Origin of the sequence: Litorilinea aerophila, assembly GCF_006569185.2 — a bacterium.
Taxonomy (GTDB): domain Bacteria; phylum Chloroflexota; class Anaerolineae; order Caldilineales; family Caldilineaceae; genus Litorilinea; species Litorilinea aerophila.
Map to the genome: position 1 here is coordinate 1 of NZ_VIGC02000021.1, position 18,414 is coordinate 18,414.

Annotated in this window: 1 CRISPR repeat array (only partly in view). The window is 54.5% G+C overall.

The window, feature by feature from the left end:
* Nucleotides 1-60: 60 nt before the first annotated feature.
* Nucleotides 61-18,414: a CRISPR direct-repeat array (repeat unit 37 nt; unit sequence CTTTCAGTATCCACTCTGTTGGATCGTCTGCTTCAAC); it runs 86 nt beyond the window's last position.

Genomic DNA, 18,414 nt, shown 5'->3' on the forward strand with positions numbered 1-18,414 from the left:
TCTGTTGGATCGTCTGCTTCAACTCCTGGCCAGCGTCGTTGATCCGTCGTGCCAATACAGCTTTCAGTATCCACTCTGTTGGATCGTCTGCTTCAACCAGCAGACGCCGTGCCTGACGCTTGCTGCTCAGGCGTCTTTCAGTATCCACTCTGTTGGATCGTCTGCTTCAACGAGCCGCTGCTGTCGCCGCGGGGACGCAGCTCAACGCTCTTTCAGTATCCACTCTGTTGGATCGTCTGCTTCAACAGCTGGATTACGAGAGCCTGTCGGCACACCCGATGTCTTTCAGTATCCACTCTGTTGGATCGTCTGCTTCAACCCACCTGTTTCCGGCGCCTGCGCCAAGTGTTCAACTCTTTCAGTATCCACTCTGTTGGATCGTCTGCTTCAACCGTGCCGTCGGCAAGGCCCTGGCCAGAGAGCGTGGCCCTTTCAGTATCCACTCTGTTGGATCGTCTGCTTCAACCTCACGGCTGAATATGCCAGCCGCTCCAATCATATGGTTGCTTTCAGTATCCACTCTGTTGGATCGTCTGCTTCAACCCGCATGCGCGCGGCCTGGGGCACGGTGAGCGAGACCCTCTTTCAGTATCCACTCTGTTGGATCGTCTGCTTCAACGTCAACAACGGCCGCACGAACTGGCCCGTCACCCACTCTTTCAGTATCCACTCTGTTGGATCGTCTGCTTCAACTCCAGCCGCGCTGGATGAGTTCGGCGACGATGGAGGTCATCTTTCAGTATCCACTCTGTTGGATCGTCTGCTTCAACTCGTCCCCGTAGGGCTGGCAGATGCGCTGCTCACTCAGCTTTCAGTATCCACTCTGTTGGATCGTCTGCTTCAACCCCAGCGTTCCGGCTCTTCGTCTTCGCCCTGTTCCTCTTTCAGTATCCACTCTGTTGGATCGTCTGCTTCAACCGCAGGTCCGCGTTGGCCCGGGACATGACGATGGCCGTCTTTCAGTATCCACTCTGTTGGATCGTCTGCTTCAACGGCGGCCCGCTTGGCCGTCAGAAATTCGTCCAGCACTTTCAGTATCCACTCTGTTGGATCGTCTGCTTCAACCGATCCGAATGCCCGGTCCGGTCGCCCAGCTGTCAGCTTTCAGTATCCACTCTGTTGGATCGTCTGCTTCAACCTCCGCGAAGGGCAGCTTGTAGGAGCCCTTGAGTTCCTTTCAGTATCCACTCTGTTGGATCGTCTGCTTCAACCCATCGGAGACGAAACGGTGGACAAGACGCGCCAGGCTTTCAGTATCCACTCTGTTGGATCGTCTGCTTCAACCTACCTGAAGCGCTACCATCCGGCAGCCTTCTACTCTTTCAGTATCCACTCTGTTGGATCGTCTGCTTCAACGCCCGGACGTTCACCGGGCAGGTGCCGGTGTTGCTCCTCTTTCAGTATCCACTCTGTTGGATCGTCTGCTTCAACCCGCTGTACACCGTGGCCCCGGGCAGGACGCGCAACTCTTTCAGTATCCACTCTGTTGGATCGTCTGCTTCAACCGTTCATCGATGGTCCCTCCGCAGACGATGTCCACGTCTTTCAGTATCCACTCTGTTGGATCGTCTGCTTCAACTCGCCGCCCGCAGCCCGGGCCGTGTCCAGGCTGAAGCCTTTCAGTATCCACTCTGTTGGATCGTCTGCTTCAACCCCAGCGCTGGCTGGCCATCGAGCCCCATAGCATCGACTTTCAGTATCCACTCTGTTGGATCGTCTGCTTCAACCACGGCTCCTGGTCGAAAAAGCCCCAGGTGCCGTCGCTTTCAGTATCCACTCTGTTGGATCGTCTGCTTCAACGCAGGCGGGCCGTCAACGTCGAAAGCGCAACTGCCATCTTTCAGTATCCACTCTGTTGGATCGTCTGCTTCAACGCCCCACAGCCCCAAATACCGCAATGCATCTGTAAGCTTTCAGTATCCACTCTGTTGGATCGTCTGCTTCAACTGCTCTTCCGGTGGCCGGAAGAGGCGCCGGTGAAGGCCTTTCAGTATCCACTCTGTTGGATCGTCTGCTTCAACTCGCCTGGTCCTCACGGCCGCCCACTGTGCGGACATCTTTCAGTATCCACTCTGTTGGATCGTCTGCTTCAACTCAGCGCCGCCCAGCGGGAGGCCCTGGCGGAGAGCCTCTTTCAGTATCCACTCTGTTGGATCGTCTGCTTCAACTTGGATCATGGCCGCGGCCGAAAGCTGCGAATGCCTTTCAGTATCCACTCTGTTGGATCGTCTGCTTCAACTTGCCGGTGGTGCAGACCCTGCAGCAGGACCGGCTCTTTCAGTATCCACTCTGTTGGATCGTCTGCTTCAACCCCGGCCAGCCCGGCCTGGGCAATGACGTCCAGCTCGTCTTTCAGTATCCACTCTGTTGGATCGTCTGCTTCAACTCCAGGGCCGTCTCTGTGTCCACGCCCAGGTCTTCCACTTTCAGTATCCACTCTGTTGGATCGTCTGCTTCAACCACCAGGCGTCCCCACATTTTGGAGACCGTGGTCAAGTCTTTCAGTATCCACTCTGTTGGATCGTCTGCTTCAACCTGAGCAGGCCGTTGGTGGCCCACTGCTCACGGCCCCCTTTCAGTATCCACTCTGTTGGATCGTCTGCTTCAACCCCTGGCGGCCACCCCCTGGCGCTGGGCACAGCCCCTCTTTCAGTATCCACTCTGTTGGATCGTCTGCTTCAACCTTCTACCTGGCCGTGTGAAACTGTCTTGACTTTTGGATCTTTCAGTATCCACTCTGTTGGATCGTCTGCTTCAACACCGACCACCGCCTCCTTCCAACACATGCACTGGACATGGACTTTCAGTATCCACTCTGTTGGATCGTCTGCTTCAACCCTCCAGCATATCAACCAAGCCACTGGCTGCTCCGTCTTTCAGTATCCACTCTGTTGGATCGTCTGCTTCAACCGGATGGTGGCGGCGGCGATGGTGGTGGCTGCCTGCCTCTTTCAGTATCCACTCTGTTGGATCGTCTGCTTCAACCCGCATTGCCTGCAACTGACTGGCATTTGGATCTGTCTTTCAGTATCCACTCTGTTGGATCGTCTGCTTCAACGCCGGGCCTCCTGCAGAAGACTCTCGGTCGTCTCCACTTTCAGTATCCACTCTGTTGGATCGTCTGCTTCAACGACATGACAGCATGGCTCACGGCAGCAGGCTATGCATCTTTCAGTATCCACTCTGTTGGATCGTCTGCTTCAACCGATGTCGGTGAACGCCCCAACCGTCTTCGGACTGACTTTCAGTATCCACTCTGTTGGATCGTCTGCTTCAACCATGTCGGCAGGCGCGGTTTTGGCCTCATCCCATGACTTTCAGTATCCACTCTGTTGGATCGTCTGCTTCAACGCGGCTTCACCTTTGACGGCCAGGTGAAGTGGTTGCACTTTCAGTATCCACTCTGTTGGATCGTCTGCTTCAACCTGCGCCGCGTTCAGGCCCTGGAGTCGGCCCTGGGCTCTTTCAGTATCCACTCTGTTGGATCGTCTGCTTCAACGGTAGACCGTGCGCAGGCCCACTTCATCGGCGCGGACTTTCAGTATCCACTCTGTTGGATCGTCTGCTTCAACGTTCGGGAGCGCATTAACGGATTTAAGGAGTGGCTCTTTCAGTATCCACTCTGTTGGATCGTCTGCTTCAACACAGTTGCCAGGCGGTCGGCCCAGTAGTACGCCCGCATCTTTCAGTATCCACTCTGTTGGATCGTCTGCTTCAACTGCCCAGCCAGTGCAGCTGTTGCAACGCCGGTCGGCTTTCAGTATCCACTCTGTTGGATCGTCTGCTTCAACCCATGCCCCGGAAGGAAACCTGGCTGGAAAGCCGCTGCTTTCAGTATCCACTCTGTTGGATCGTCTGCTTCAACTGCCCGGCATCCAGGGCCTCCTGGGGCTGGCCAAACTTTCAGTATCCACTCTGTTGGATCGTCTGCTTCAACGGGCTCCGCGGCCAATTCCATCGTGGCCTACCTGCTCTTTCAGTATCCACTCTGTTGGATCGTCTGCTTCAACTAGCTCCGGCGGCTTTATAACCCTTTACAATGCCCAACTTTCAGTATCCACTCTGTTGGATCGTCTGCTTCAACCCACAGCCTCCCAGGCTGTAGTCCAGGTGCTCTGCACTTTCAGTATCCACTCTGTTGGATCGTCTGCTTCAACGGTATCGCTGTCGCAGTGGACAGTAGCGACGTGACCGTCTTTCAGTATCCACTCTGTTGGATCGTCTGCTTCAACTTACCAGGTGCTGGTCAACGCCCTGTTGTGGACAGACTTTCAGTATCCACTCTGTTGGATCGTCTGCTTCAACCCGCGGATCCGGCCCGGGCAATGCGCACCGTCTGGACCTTTCAGTATCCACTCTGTTGGATCGTCTGCTTCAACGCTGCAGGCCTACCGGCGGGAGGTGCAGGCGCTGAACTTTCAGTATCCACTCTGTTGGATCGTCTGCTTCAACGCGCCGTTGTACTGGCGAAGCAGCGGCCCCAGTTGCTTCACTTTCAGTATCCACTCTGTTGGATCGTCTGCTTCAACCGAAACCGACTGCCCGGCCAACAGGGCCGCCATCACCTCTTTCAGTATCCACTCTGTTGGATCGTCTGCTTCAACTCAACGGAGATGATTTTTCGGTCAGAGAGTTGTTGTACTTTCAGTATCCACTCTGTTGGATCGTCTGCTTCAACAACGGACGACAGCGGTCGGCCCTGCTCTTTCACCTGGCACTTTCAGTATCCACTCTGTTGGATCGTCTGCTTCAACACCTGCGGGCCGGGCCAGGCCTGGAGCATGAGGTAGTCTTTCAGTATCCACTCTGTTGGATCGTCTGCTTCAACCAGGCGGGCCGTCAACGTCGAAAGCGCAACTGCCATCTTTCAGTATCCACTCTGTTGGATCGTCTGCTTCAACAGCTGCCCATGAACGACCGGCTGGCCATCTTCACCTCTTTCAGTATCCACTCTGTTGGATCGTCTGCTTCAACGGGGGACGCAACACGCGCCCGAAATTGGTGAAATTTCTTTCAGTATCCACTCTGTTGGATCGTCTGCTTCAACTAGAGAATGAGCTTTGGAGAGCGGCCCTTTGGGCTGCCTTTCAGTATCCACTCTGTTGGATCGTCTGCTTCAACCCGGGCCCTGGTGCTGGACTCCGGCGCGGCCAGGCCCTCTTTCAGTATCCACTCTGTTGGATCGTCTGCTTCAACCGGTCTCGGAGGGTTTCGCCTACACCGAGCTGACGTCTTTCAGTATCCACTCTGTTGGATCGTCTGCTTCAACGGCTGGTATTTCGATGGCATTTCCTGCTCGATTTGTCTTTCAGTATCCACTCTGTTGGATCGTCTGCTTCAACAGGACGTGATAAGCCCCACAACCCGCCGGGCCAGCCTTTCAGTATCCACTCTGTTGGATCGTCTGCTTCAACTGGATTTGATGTGCATATTGCCTCCTTTTGGTCTTCTTTCAGTATCCACTCTGTTGGATCGTCTGCTTCAACCAGTTGCAGAGCGCGACGGATTGCGTTCTGAGCGGCCCTTTCAGTATCCACTCTGTTGGATCGTCTGCTTCAACGGTTCGAGGATCGGGCGGTCTCCTTCCGGGTATGGGCTTTCAGTATCCACTCTGTTGGATCGTCTGCTTCAACAATTGTGAGCGGGATTCTGGAGCTGCGGGATTTGCTCTTTCAGTATCCACTCTGTTGGATCGTCTGCTTCAACCTCGCATCCGGCCCCTGCCCGGAATGTGGCGGGAACTTTCAGTATCCACTCTGTTGGATCGTCTGCTTCAACAACCGTGAACGAGAAAGCAACCTATCGCAACCATCTCTTTCAGTATCCACTCTGTTGGATCGTCTGCTTCAACCCATTTCATCTATATTATCCATCGCAGCACCTCCACTTTCAGTATCCACTCTGTTGGATCGTCTGCTTCAACACGGCGTGGTGCAGCTGGAAGCAGGTCCGGGTAGCCTGCCTTTCAGTATCCACTCTGTTGGATCGTCTGCTTCAACCATCAGCGAAAGCGTGGAGCAGGCCCTGACGGTGTTCTTTCAGTATCCACTCTGTTGGATCGTCTGCTTCAACCTGAGCCGCAGCGCCCGGGACAACTACCTACGGGCCTTTCAGTATCCACTCTGTTGGATCGTCTGCTTCAACCGGTGCTCCAGCTTTCCCAGGACGTACCTATGGAACCTTTCAGTATCCACTCTGTTGGATCGTCTGCTTCAACCCGGCCCCAGCACCTGAACGTCGCCCTTGCCCATGCCTTTCAGTATCCACTCTGTTGGATCGTCTGCTTCAACGTAGGCCACGCTCTCCACGTCCAGGTCGTTGTAGATGCTTTCAGTATCCACTCTGTTGGATCGTCTGCTTCAACGCATCTCATCTACGATGCGGAGGCGCCCGAACTCAACTTTCAGTATCCACTCTGTTGGATCGTCTGCTTCAACCAGGTAGAGCTGCCGGACGGGCGCACCGGCTGGTGCCATCTTTCAGTATCCACTCTGTTGGATCGTCTGCTTCAACGCCCGGGTTGGCCGGGCAGCGGGTGGACGTCAACGTCTTTCAGTATCCACTCTGTTGGATCGTCTGCTTCAACATGGCCCGGTGGCTGGCCGCTGATGAAGAGGGCCATCTTTCAGTATCCACTCTGTTGGATCGTCTGCTTCAACGGCGCATCCACCCAGATGGTCCCCTCCGGAAGCTCACTTTCAGTATCCACTCTGTTGGATCGTCTGCTTCAACGATGCCCTGGTGGCCCCGGAAGCGCGCTTCATCCAGGCTTTCAGTATCCACTCTGTTGGATCGTCTGCTTCAACCCCCGCCACCGCCCGCACCCCCGCGAAGCCGCACACCTCTTTCAGTATCCACTCTGTTGGATCGTCTGCTTCAACCAAAAGCCCTCGGAGAGCGTCCAAGTTTGCCATCATCTCTTTCAGTATCCACTCTGTTGGATCGTCTGCTTCAACAGAGGTCGGATAGAGGCCCAGTCTTGGCGTCGCTGCCCTTTCAGTATCCACTCTGTTGGATCGTCTGCTTCAACGCAGGAAGATGTATTCGAGGCCCTGGCCGGCGACGCCCTTTCAGTATCCACTCTGTTGGATCGTCTGCTTCAACCTGGCTGCAGCCGGGGACCTACTATATTTTGGCCAGCCCTTTCAGTATCCACTCTGTTGGATCGTCTGCTTCAACGCACGTAGATGTTCATGCCGGCGCGCAAGCTCCACACTTTCAGTATCCACTCTGTTGGATCGTCTGCTTCAACAACATTTGGACTCCCGGCCTGGGCCATCCCGTGTATCTTTCAGTATCCACTCTGTTGGATCGTCTGCTTCAACCAGGGGCTGAAGTCCAAGTTCCAGGAGGTTGTTCAGGCTTTCAGTATCCACTCTGTTGGATCGTCTGCTTCAACTCCTCCTGAGGATCAATTAGGACGGCGCAGAGGGGTCTTTCAGTATCCACTCTGTTGGATCGTCTGCTTCAACCACGCCAGCGCTGCAATGGCGCCTATGACAATCAATATCTTTCAGTATCCACTCTGTTGGATCGTCTGCTTCAACACCTTATCCAGTAAGCGTTCCTGTCGCTCCTGCGGAGCTTTCAGTATCCACTCTGTTGGATCGTCTGCTTCAACTGAACAGCGCCTACCACGACTGCGATTTTGTGCTGGCCTTTCAGTATCCACTCTGTTGGATCGTCTGCTTCAACTTCAGCTGCCCCCGTTGCACCGTTGCCACGTCGCCGCTTTCAGTATCCACTCTGTTGGATCGTCTGCTTCAACCTTGAAACCCCAGCTGGACGAATACATCCGGATGGAACTTTCAGTATCCACTCTGTTGGATCGTCTGCTTCAACTCAATGCCCGCCTGGAGCGGGAACGAGAGTTCTAAAACTTTCAGTATCCACTCTGTTGGATCGTCTGCTTCAACAAATTCGCCCCCCCAGGGCGTCCGAAGCCCTGGGTGTCTTTCAGTATCCACTCTGTTGGATCGTCTGCTTCAACCCCGAAGTTTCGGATCGGGGCAGCGGCCGACAATTTGCTCTTTCAGTATCCACTCTGTTGGATCGTCTGCTTCAACAGGACTGCGAGCGGTACCGCAGTCAGCTCAGATTTTTCTTTCAGTATCCACTCTGTTGGATCGTCTGCTTCAACCTGTGGAACCTGTGGGATGCAGCGAACGGAATCCACTTTCAGTATCCACTCTGTTGGATCGTCTGCTTCAACCGTTGATGTAGGAGTCGCTTAGTATATCAGCCCCATACTTTCAGTATCCACTCTGTTGGATCGTCTGCTTCAACGGCCCAGTACACCACTTTCCATAGTCGGCGATACAGTCTTTCAGTATCCACTCTGTTGGATCGTCTGCTTCAACCAATATCGTTCCACGCCGTTCTGACGATTTCGGTTAACTTTCAGTATCCACTCTGTTGGATCGTCTGCTTCAACGCGGCTGGCCGCCCGCCATGGCCCCTGCTTCTTCCACTTTCAGTATCCACTCTGTTGGATCGTCTGCTTCAACCTGCGTTCCGCAAGTTCAGCGGCAGGCAGATCCACCACTTTCAGTATCCACTCTGTTGGATCGTCTGCTTCAACCCCGGCGGGAACTGCGCCAGGCCCGGATTGAACAGGAGCCTTTCAGTATCCACTCTGTTGGATCGTCTGCTTCAACCTCCATCACCGGGTCATACAGATAAAGAATCGCAACTTTCAGTATCCACTCTGTTGGATCGTCTGCTTCAACCACTTCCTGGGCTGGCACCAAGGTCGGCGTAAAGGTCTTTCAGTATCCACTCTGTTGGATCGTCTGCTTCAACCACACAATCCGGGGAATCAGGAGCCGGATGGCCTCCACTTTCAGTATCCACTCTGTTGGATCGTCTGCTTCAACCGTTCGAGCGCGCGCGGCAGGACCAGTCTGGACGCTCTTTCAGTATCCACTCTGTTGGATCGTCTGCTTCAACCCGGCGGCCTGGAGTACACGGACCGCGAGTTGCTCCACTTTCAGTATCCACTCTGTTGGATCGTCTGCTTCAACCCTTCGGATCAGCTGAGACCACTGCCTTCACTGTGTCCTTTCAGTATCCACTCTGTTGGATCGTCTGCTTCAACCGGCCACAGCGGGCCAGGTAGTCGGGGTCAGCGCTGTCTTTCAGTATCCACTCTGTTGGATCGTCTGCTTCAACCGACGCGCCCCTGCTGCTGGCCGCCTATGGCCGGGTCTTTCCTTTCAGTATCCACTCTGTTGGATCGTCTGCTTCAACGCGAAGCAGCTCGTCCTACAGAAGCGGAAGGGATTCTCTTTCAGTATCCACTCTGTTGGATCGTCTGCTTCAACGAAAGTGCCGTGGATGTAGCCGTGATCGCCGAAACTCCTTTCAGTATCCACTCTGTTGGATCGTCTGCTTCAACAGGTCGGTGCAATGGCGCATCAGGTCATCCTCCTGTCTTTCAGTATCCACTCTGTTGGATCGTCTGCTTCAACGTAGCCACCCTGGCCGGGCAGGTGCCGGTGCTGCTGCTCTTTCAGTATCCACTCTGTTGGATCGTCTGCTTCAACTCCAGACCCCATATTGTTCCTGGCTATCCGTATCCTCTTTCAGTATCCACTCTGTTGGATCGTCTGCTTCAACTGGCCGTGTTGGCGTGGAAATAAAGGATGTATGGCCTCTTTCAGTATCCACTCTGTTGGATCGTCTGCTTCAACCCGCGGCCATGGCCGACCTGCGGCTGGACGCCGAGGATCTTTCAGTATCCACTCTGTTGGATCGTCTGCTTCAACCCTGCCGGCTGGGGAAAATCCTGACTCGTGGTTGCCTCTTTCAGTATCCACTCTGTTGGATCGTCTGCTTCAACGTTGGCCATGTTCGTGTCTGATCGTGATCCTGTCACCTTTCAGTATCCACTCTGTTGGATCGTCTGCTTCAACCGGCGCCTGCCAGAACGAGTTCGAGGCCCGCAACTCCTCTTTCAGTATCCACTCTGTTGGATCGTCTGCTTCAACTCCGCTTCCATTGTGACCTCCTGGCCTGGCTCTGCCTCTTTCAGTATCCACTCTGTTGGATCGTCTGCTTCAACCTATGAGAATGACGATCATGTCGCGTTGGAATTGCTCAACTTTCAGTATCCACTCTGTTGGATCGTCTGCTTCAACCCGCCGCCCGCAGCCCGGGCCGTGTCCAGGCTGAAGCCTTTCAGTATCCACTCTGTTGGATCGTCTGCTTCAACTTGCTGCTCATTTCCTATGCTCCTTCTCCAGCGCCGCTTTCAGTATCCACTCTGTTGGATCGTCTGCTTCAACGGCGCTGAAATGCACACCTGCCTGTTCACGCTCAATCTCTTTCAGTATCCACTCTGTTGGATCGTCTGCTTCAACCATGAGGTCCGCTGCCTCCTGGGACTGGGGGATCAGCCCTTTCAGTATCCACTCTGTTGGATCGTCTGCTTCAACGCGGGTCGAGCTCCGCAGGAATCTCATCCGTGTCGGCCCTTTCAGTATCCACTCTGTTGGATCGTCTGCTTCAACCCCTGGAGCGGATGCGGGAAGAGGCGTAGGTGTATCGCTTTCAGTATCCACTCTGTTGGATCGTCTGCTTCAACCTCGCAGGCGACGAGGGTGGTGCCGGAGCCGAGGAAGCTTTCAGTATCCACTCTGTTGGATCGTCTGCTTCAACCCCTCCCGCCCGGGTTCGTTCGGTGGAGCGGGTGGGCTTTCAGTATCCACTCTGTTGGATCGTCTGCTTCAACCCACCGCCCCAGGGTTGCTGGAGGAATCGATGGCGTCTTTCAGTATCCACTCTGTTGGATCGTCTGCTTCAACTGGCTGGCCCCAGCCGAGCGGCGGAAAAGTCGGAAACATCTTTCAGTATCCACTCTGTTGGATCGTCTGCTTCAACAGAACAAAGTGTACGACCTGAGACAGGTCTACGGCTCTTTCAGTATCCACTCTGTTGGATCGTCTGCTTCAACACTCCTGATAGAAACTGATGGCCGTGCTCCAGGCCTCTTTCAGTATCCACTCTGTTGGATCGTCTGCTTCAACTCCATCAGATCGGAACGGGTGACGGCGATCATGGCCCTTTCAGTATCCACTCTGTTGGATCGTCTGCTTCAACCACCAATCTCCTGATCGTCTGATGGCCGCGATAGAAGCTTTCAGTATCCACTCTGTTGGATCGTCTGCTTCAACACACCACTTCGAACTTCGGTTTGTGATCCCATGTGTCTTTCAGTATCCACTCTGTTGGATCGTCTGCTTCAACCGTAGCGAATAGCAACCAACCGACCACCCGCATACCACTTTCAGTATCCACTCTGTTGGATCGTCTGCTTCAACCGCCGGCAGCCTGCGCCGCAGCGGGCCCGATCGATACTTTCAGTATCCACTCTGTTGGATCGTCTGCTTCAACCCATGGCCGTCAGCTTCTGCGTGAACGTCTCCGCCTCTTTCAGTATCCACTCTGTTGGATCGTCTGCTTCAACTGCGGCCAGGTGACGCCATACCCCCCGTTGGTCCCGGTCACTTTCAGTATCCACTCTGTTGGATCGTCTGCTTCAACCGCTCGCCCAGCTCGGCATCGACTACGCCGAGCTGATCTTTCAGTATCCACTCTGTTGGATCGTCTGCTTCAACCGCGGCGGCCGCCGATGAAGGCGTGCTGGATGCGGCCCTCTTTCAGTATCCACTCTGTTGGATCGTCTGCTTCAACCACATGTGGCCGGACTGCATCGTTCGCCGCTATTCTCTTTCAGTATCCACTCTGTTGGATCGTCTGCTTCAACCCAGGCTTTCCCAGATCCAGCTGAATCTCCAGCGCCGTCTTTCAGTATCCACTCTGTTGGATCGTCTGCTTCAACCCCAAGAATGCCTCGTAAGGATCCGCCTCTTCCTCCTCTTTCAGTATCCACTCTGTTGGATCGTCTGCTTCAACCCGGATGAACCTGTGGAAATATCGTGATTGTCATCTTTCAGTATCCACTCTGTTGGATCGTCTGCTTCAACCTTCCCAGGCGGCCGCTGGCCCCGCCTCACTCGGCAACTCCTTTCAGTATCCACTCTGTTGGATCGTCTGCTTCAACTTGCCACCACGCACCTGCAGATAAAAAGTGGCGCCGCTTTCAGTATCCACTCTGTTGGATCGTCTGCTTCAACACTATGACCGCCTCGACACCTACCCTTCGTCCCCTTCTTTCAGTATCCACTCTGTTGGATCGTCTGCTTCAACCTCGGAGATGGAGGCAACAACGGCGGAAAACTCCTGAACTTTCAGTATCCACTCTGTTGGATCGTCTGCTTCAACCGCTGACTGACGGCGCCTATCGGGTGGTCGCCGAACTCTTTCAGTATCCACTCTGTTGGATCGTCTGCTTCAACTGCCAAATCGTCCTCATACTCGGCGACCAACACCTGCCTTTCAGTATCCACTCTGTTGGATCGTCTGCTTCAACCCAGACACGGAAAAGATTGGGGAATCCTGGCCGAATCTTTCAGTATCCACTCTGTTGGATCGTCTGCTTCAACAATCCACCAACCCGGCCAGTACGTCGCCGGTGGTACTTTCAGTATCCACTCTGTTGGATCGTCTGCTTCAACGAAGGTGCGGGATGCCCAGCTGGACGGTCTAGAGCCTTTCAGTATCCACTCTGTTGGATCGTCTGCTTCAACCAGCCAGCCTCGGACGGCGGCCACGGCCAGCACGACTTTCAGTATCCACTCTGTTGGATCGTCTGCTTCAACGCTTTTCATCAGCTGCCGGCCGCAGGAACGGACGGGCTTTCAGTATCCACTCTGTTGGATCGTCTGCTTCAACCAATCCACCAACCCGGCCAGTACGTCGCCGGTGGTACTTTCAGTATCCACTCTGTTGGATCGTCTGCTTCAACTGGTGGACATGGTGATCAGTGCAGCCAACTGGTTCTCTTTCAGTATCCACTCTGTTGGATCGTCTGCTTCAACCCCCGCGTCAACGCCGCTGTCACCGCTGAGATCCGAACTTTCAGTATCCACTCTGTTGGATCGTCTGCTTCAACTGAGCTGGGCCTGGATGAATTCGGCGATGCCGAGACCTCTTTCAGTATCCACTCTGTTGGATCGTCTGCTTCAACCACGGCCAGCCCCGGGCCAGCCACCCGTCGGGCCACTTTCAGTATCCACTCTGTTGGATCGTCTGCTTCAACAGCAGATAGTCCGTGGACACGTCGAACATCTGCGCCACTTTCAGTATCCACTCTGTTGGATCGTCTGCTTCAACTGTTCATGGAAACCTCCTTCCTGCTAATCGACAATCCGCTTTCAGTATCCACTCTGTTGGATCGTCTGCTTCAACGGACGTGACCGTCTGGCTGCTCACCAATCTACCCGTCTCTTTCAGTATCCACTCTGTTGGATCGTCTGCTTCAACAGTCAGACGCCTACATCCATCTGGATGATTTCGCCGTGTCTTTCAGTATCCACTCTGTTGGATCGTCTGCTTCAACAACCGCATTCTGGCCGGGATCCGTTCTACGGTGCGCCTTTCAGTATCCACTCTGTTGGATCGTCTGCTTCAACTCCCGGCCAGCTCCTTCAGTCGTGTCGGCTTCGGTGCCTTTCAGTATCCACTCTGTTGGATCGTCTGCTTCAACTCAAGGTAAGGAAATAAGAGAACAAATTCACACGCAAACCTTTCAGTATCCACTCTGTTGGATCGTCTGCTTCAACTCGTCCGCCACCTCAAGGTGGGAGCGAACTATCGCTATCCTTTCAGTATCCACTCTGTTGGATCGTCTGCTTCAACCGCCCGTCGCCCCGAATTGCCGCGCCCATGACCGGTGACTTTCAGTATCCACTCTGTTGGATCGTCTGCTTCAACGTGGCGCTGGCCGCCGTCAACCTGCTGGAGGCCCTTGACTTTCAGTATCCACTCTGTTGGATCGTCTGCTTCAACCCCCGTCTTCGCCACACGCACCGGGCAGGCCGTGGACACTTTCAGTATCCACTCTGTTGGATCGTCTGCTTCAACGCACTGGTAGCTGCTGGCCACGGTGTCAGTGCATCAACCTTTCAGTATCCACTCTGTTGGATCGTCTGCTTCAACCCCACGGTCTCCGGATGTTCATGTCCCAACCAGACTTCTTTCAGTATCCACTCTGTTGGATCGTCTGCTTCAACGTGCTCATGCCGGCACCTCCTGGAGCATGGCCGCTTCCCTTTCAGTATCCACTCTGTTGGATCGTCTGCTTCAACGCCCCTCTACCTGCACCAGCAATACGGTGGCCCCTTCCTTTCAGTATCCACTCTGTTGGATCGTCTGCTTCAACGGCCATCTCCACCCCGCTGGCCGCGGTGGCCGGGGCCCTTTCAGTATCCACTCTGTTGGATCGTCTGCTTCAACCGGCGAGGGGGTCAGAATCCACCGAATCCCCGGAAGCTTTCAGTATCCACTCTGTTGGATCGTCTGCTTCAACCATGGCGCTGAGCGATTTCGTCCAGTGGTTCGGAGAGCTTTCAGTATCCACTCTGTTGGATCGTCTGCTTCAACCGGATGTGCTGATCCTGAACCAGGATGCCTGGTTGGAGCTTTCAGTATCCACTCTGTTGGATCGTCTGCTTCAACTCTGGCGCAAGTTCCCGCGCAACATGCTCTTCGCCCCTTTCAGTATCCACTCTGTTGGATCGTCTGCTTCAACTAGTCGCGGCGAGCTCAATCCACCCACGTGCGCGTGGCTTTCAGTATCCACTCTGTTGGATCGTCTGCTTCAACAGGCAATCATGGCCAACAGTCAGTTGGCCGATACCCACTTTCAGTATCCACTCTGTTGGATCGTCTGCTTCAACCGCGGCCTGGAGTATACGTACCGCGAGCTGCTCCACTTTCAGTATCCACTCTGTTGGATCGTCTGCTTCAACCGCTGCGCCAGCCGCTGGCCCTGTACCTGGCGCTTTTCTTTCAGTATCCACTCTGTTGGATCGTCTGCTTCAACACCACCGCCTCCTTCCAACACATGCACTGGACATGGACTTTCAGTATCCACTCTGTTGGATCGTCTGCTTCAACCCTGAGGCCATGTTGGAGGCCGCTGTCGTTATCGTTTCTCTTTCAGTATCCACTCTGTTGGATCGTCTGCTTCAACAAACACAAGACAGTGTTCTCGTTCTACGGAAAAACCACTTTCAGTATCCACTCTGTTGGATCGTCTGCTTCAACCATCCGCCCCCATTGCGGCCTGCTGATTCGGCTCCGCCTCTTTCAGTATCCACTCTGTTGGATCGTCTGCTTCAACCGGAGGAGGGAGGCGAGTCGTGAATCGTTGCAACTCCCTTTCAGTATCCACTCTGTTGGATCGTCTGCTTCAACCTGTCAGAACAAATGGACAACTTGAAATTGTCAGCCCTTTCAGTATCCACTCTGTTGGATCGTCTGCTTCAACCTCCAGGCCATCTGCCTGCGCCATTATGACGGTGACTTTCAGTATCCACTCTGTTGGATCGTCTGCTTCAACTACGGTGGCATCTAACAGAACCAATCCGGATGCGTCAACTTTCAGTATCCACTCTGTTGGATCGTCTGCTTCAACACTACGCCCCCCTCGACAGCCGCAACATTGCCATGTTCTTTCAGTATCCACTCTGTTGGATCGTCTGCTTCAACCGTTGACCGTCAGCCGCTCGTACACCTCCGCGCCCCTTTCAGTATCCACTCTGTTGGATCGTCTGCTTCAACGAATGGCTCACCCGCATTGAAAGAGATAACCCCTCTTTCAGTATCCACTCTGTTGGATCGTCTGCTTCAACTACAACATAAGCGCAGTTATGTTGTAAATAGCCTTCACTTTCAGTATCCACTCTGTTGGATCGTCTGCTTCAACCGGCCAACAACGACGGCGCGCCATCCGCCTACGCCCCTTTCAGTATCCACTCTGTTGGATCGTCTGCTTCAACAACAACTCCGCCTGGTTCGCCGATTTGTTGCGACAGTCTTTCAGTATCCACTCTGTTGGATCGTCTGCTTCAACCATCAAGGCGTGCATCCCCAACCAGGCGCGTGTGCGCTTTCAGTATCCACTCTGTTGGATCGTCTGCTTCAACCTCCGGCCAGTGCTTGTGAAGCACGGCCAGACAATACCTTTCAGTATCCACTCTGTTGGATCGTCTGCTTCAACAGAAGGAGCGCCAGCGCCTGGAGCTAGACAACGTGGCTTTCAGTATCCACTCTGTTGGATCGTCTGCTTCAACCTCGCCCTCTTCGCGCAGCCGACGCCAGTTGAAGCGTTCTTTCAGTATCCACTCTGTTGGATCGTCTGCTTCAACCCTCCTGCCCACGGCTGCCCAAGTTCACGAAGAGCCACTTTCAGTATCCACTCTGTTGGATCGTCTGCTTCAACACCGCGCCACCGAAACGCACGGACCGGCGCAATTTCCGCTTTCAGTATCCACTCTGTTGGATCGTCTGCTTCAACGCGCTGGCCGGACGCCAACGTCGGCCTGGATTGCGGCGCTTTCAGTATCCACTCTGTTGGATCGTCTGCTTCAACGCCGGCCCCGCAGCCACACATGACGCCGGCCCGGCACTTTCAGTATCCACTCTGTTGGATCGTCTGCTTCAACCTTCTCGAAACCTCTGGCCGGAAATGCGCCGCATTGTTGCCTTTCAGTATCCACTCTGTTGGATCGTCTGCTTCAACGCAGCCGGTGCGCCAGTGGCATATCGAGGCCGTGCCTTTCAGTATCCACTCTGTTGGATCGTCTGCTTCAACCGCGCAGACCCTGGGCGTGCGCCTGGGCGAGTACATCAATCTTTCAGTATCCACTCTGTTGGATCGTCTGCTTCAACGTTCTACACGGTGCCGGTAGCCGTCGCCATCTGGTTCTTTCAGTATCCACTCTGTTGGATCGTCTGCTTCAACCTTGTTGAACTCGTACGTGTGGCAGTACGGTTTCGAGCTCTTTCAGTATCCACTCTGTTGGATCGTCTGCTTCAACGAGGAATTCCTTGGCATGTGCGAACGCCCCTATGTCTTTCAGTATCCACTCTGTTGGATCGTCTGCTTCAACACATCATCGGCCCCCTGCAGCGGCTACACCAGCACCTCTTTCAGTATCCACTCTGTTGGATCGTCTGCTTCAACCGACACCCGGGCCAACCTGATCCTGGTGGAACGGGGCAACTTTCAGTATCCACTCTGTTGGATCGTCTGCTTCAACCGCTGCAGATGAGATACCGACGCCCCGGCCCCTGGACTTTCAGTATCCACTCTGTTGGATCGTCTGCTTCAACTGAGCCCGTGTTGACGCCGACCGGTTGGGCTCGCATCTTTCAGTATCCACTCTGTTGGATCGTCTGCTTCAACTCAGGATGGGCTGGATCGCCTGCCACAGGTTCTGCACTTTCAGTATCCACTCTGTTGGATCGTCTGCTTCAACCAGATGCCAGGCGGTCGGCCCAGTAGTACGCCCGCATCTTTCAGTATCCACTCTGTTGGATCGTCTGCTTCAACGAGCGGTGGTTGCCCATGCTGGCGTATCCCCCTTGACTTTCAGTATCCACTCTGTTGGATCGTCTGCTTCAACGAGCAGCAACAGGTGGCCGTCGCCGGCGATGATGCGGTGCTTTCAGTATCCACTCTGTTGGATCGTCTGCTTCAACCGCCTATTACCTGTACCGGCATCCCGACCGTTGGGTCTTTCAGTATCCACTCTGTTGGATCGTCTGCTTCAACCCGATGATGGCGCGCAGGGCCTCAGGGTCCGGGTTACCTTTCAGTATCCACTCTGTTGGATCGTCTGCTTCAACTTCAAATCCCGCCTCCTGCTCCTCCAGCCAGGCCAGCACTTTCAGTATCCACTCTGTTGGATCGTCTGCTTCAACATAGATGCGATTGCGTTCCTCTTCCAGCGCTGCCTCTTTCAGTATCCACTCTGTTGGATCGTCTGCTTCAACTCGTGAGGCGGTGGAGGCGGCCATCGCCGAAGCGACCAAACTTTCAGTATCCACTCTGTTGGATCGTCTGCTTCAACGGTGACCGACAACGCCGGGAGCACCACCTACACCGACTTTCAGTATCCACTCTGTTGGATCGTCTGCTTCAACCCCGCTACCGCGCCCTGTCGGCCTGGTTCGAGTGGCCTTTCAGTATCCACTCTGTTGGATCGTCTGCTTCAACTATGGGGCTCGATGGCCAGCCAGCGCTGGCCGTCCACCTCTTTCAGTATCCACTCTGTTGGATCGTCTGCTTCAACGCCAGGTCGCCCAGGGGGCCGCCGTTCTGGCGCTCCCTTTCAGTATCCACTCTGTTGGATCGTCTGCTTCAACCCCGGCGCAGGCTGTTGGCGATCCGCGGCCCGTTGGGCCTCTTTCAGTATCCACTCTGTTGGATCGTCTGCTTCAACCACGCCCCTCCCCCCGTCCCCGCCGCCACAATCGCCACTTTCAGTATCCACTCTGTTGGAT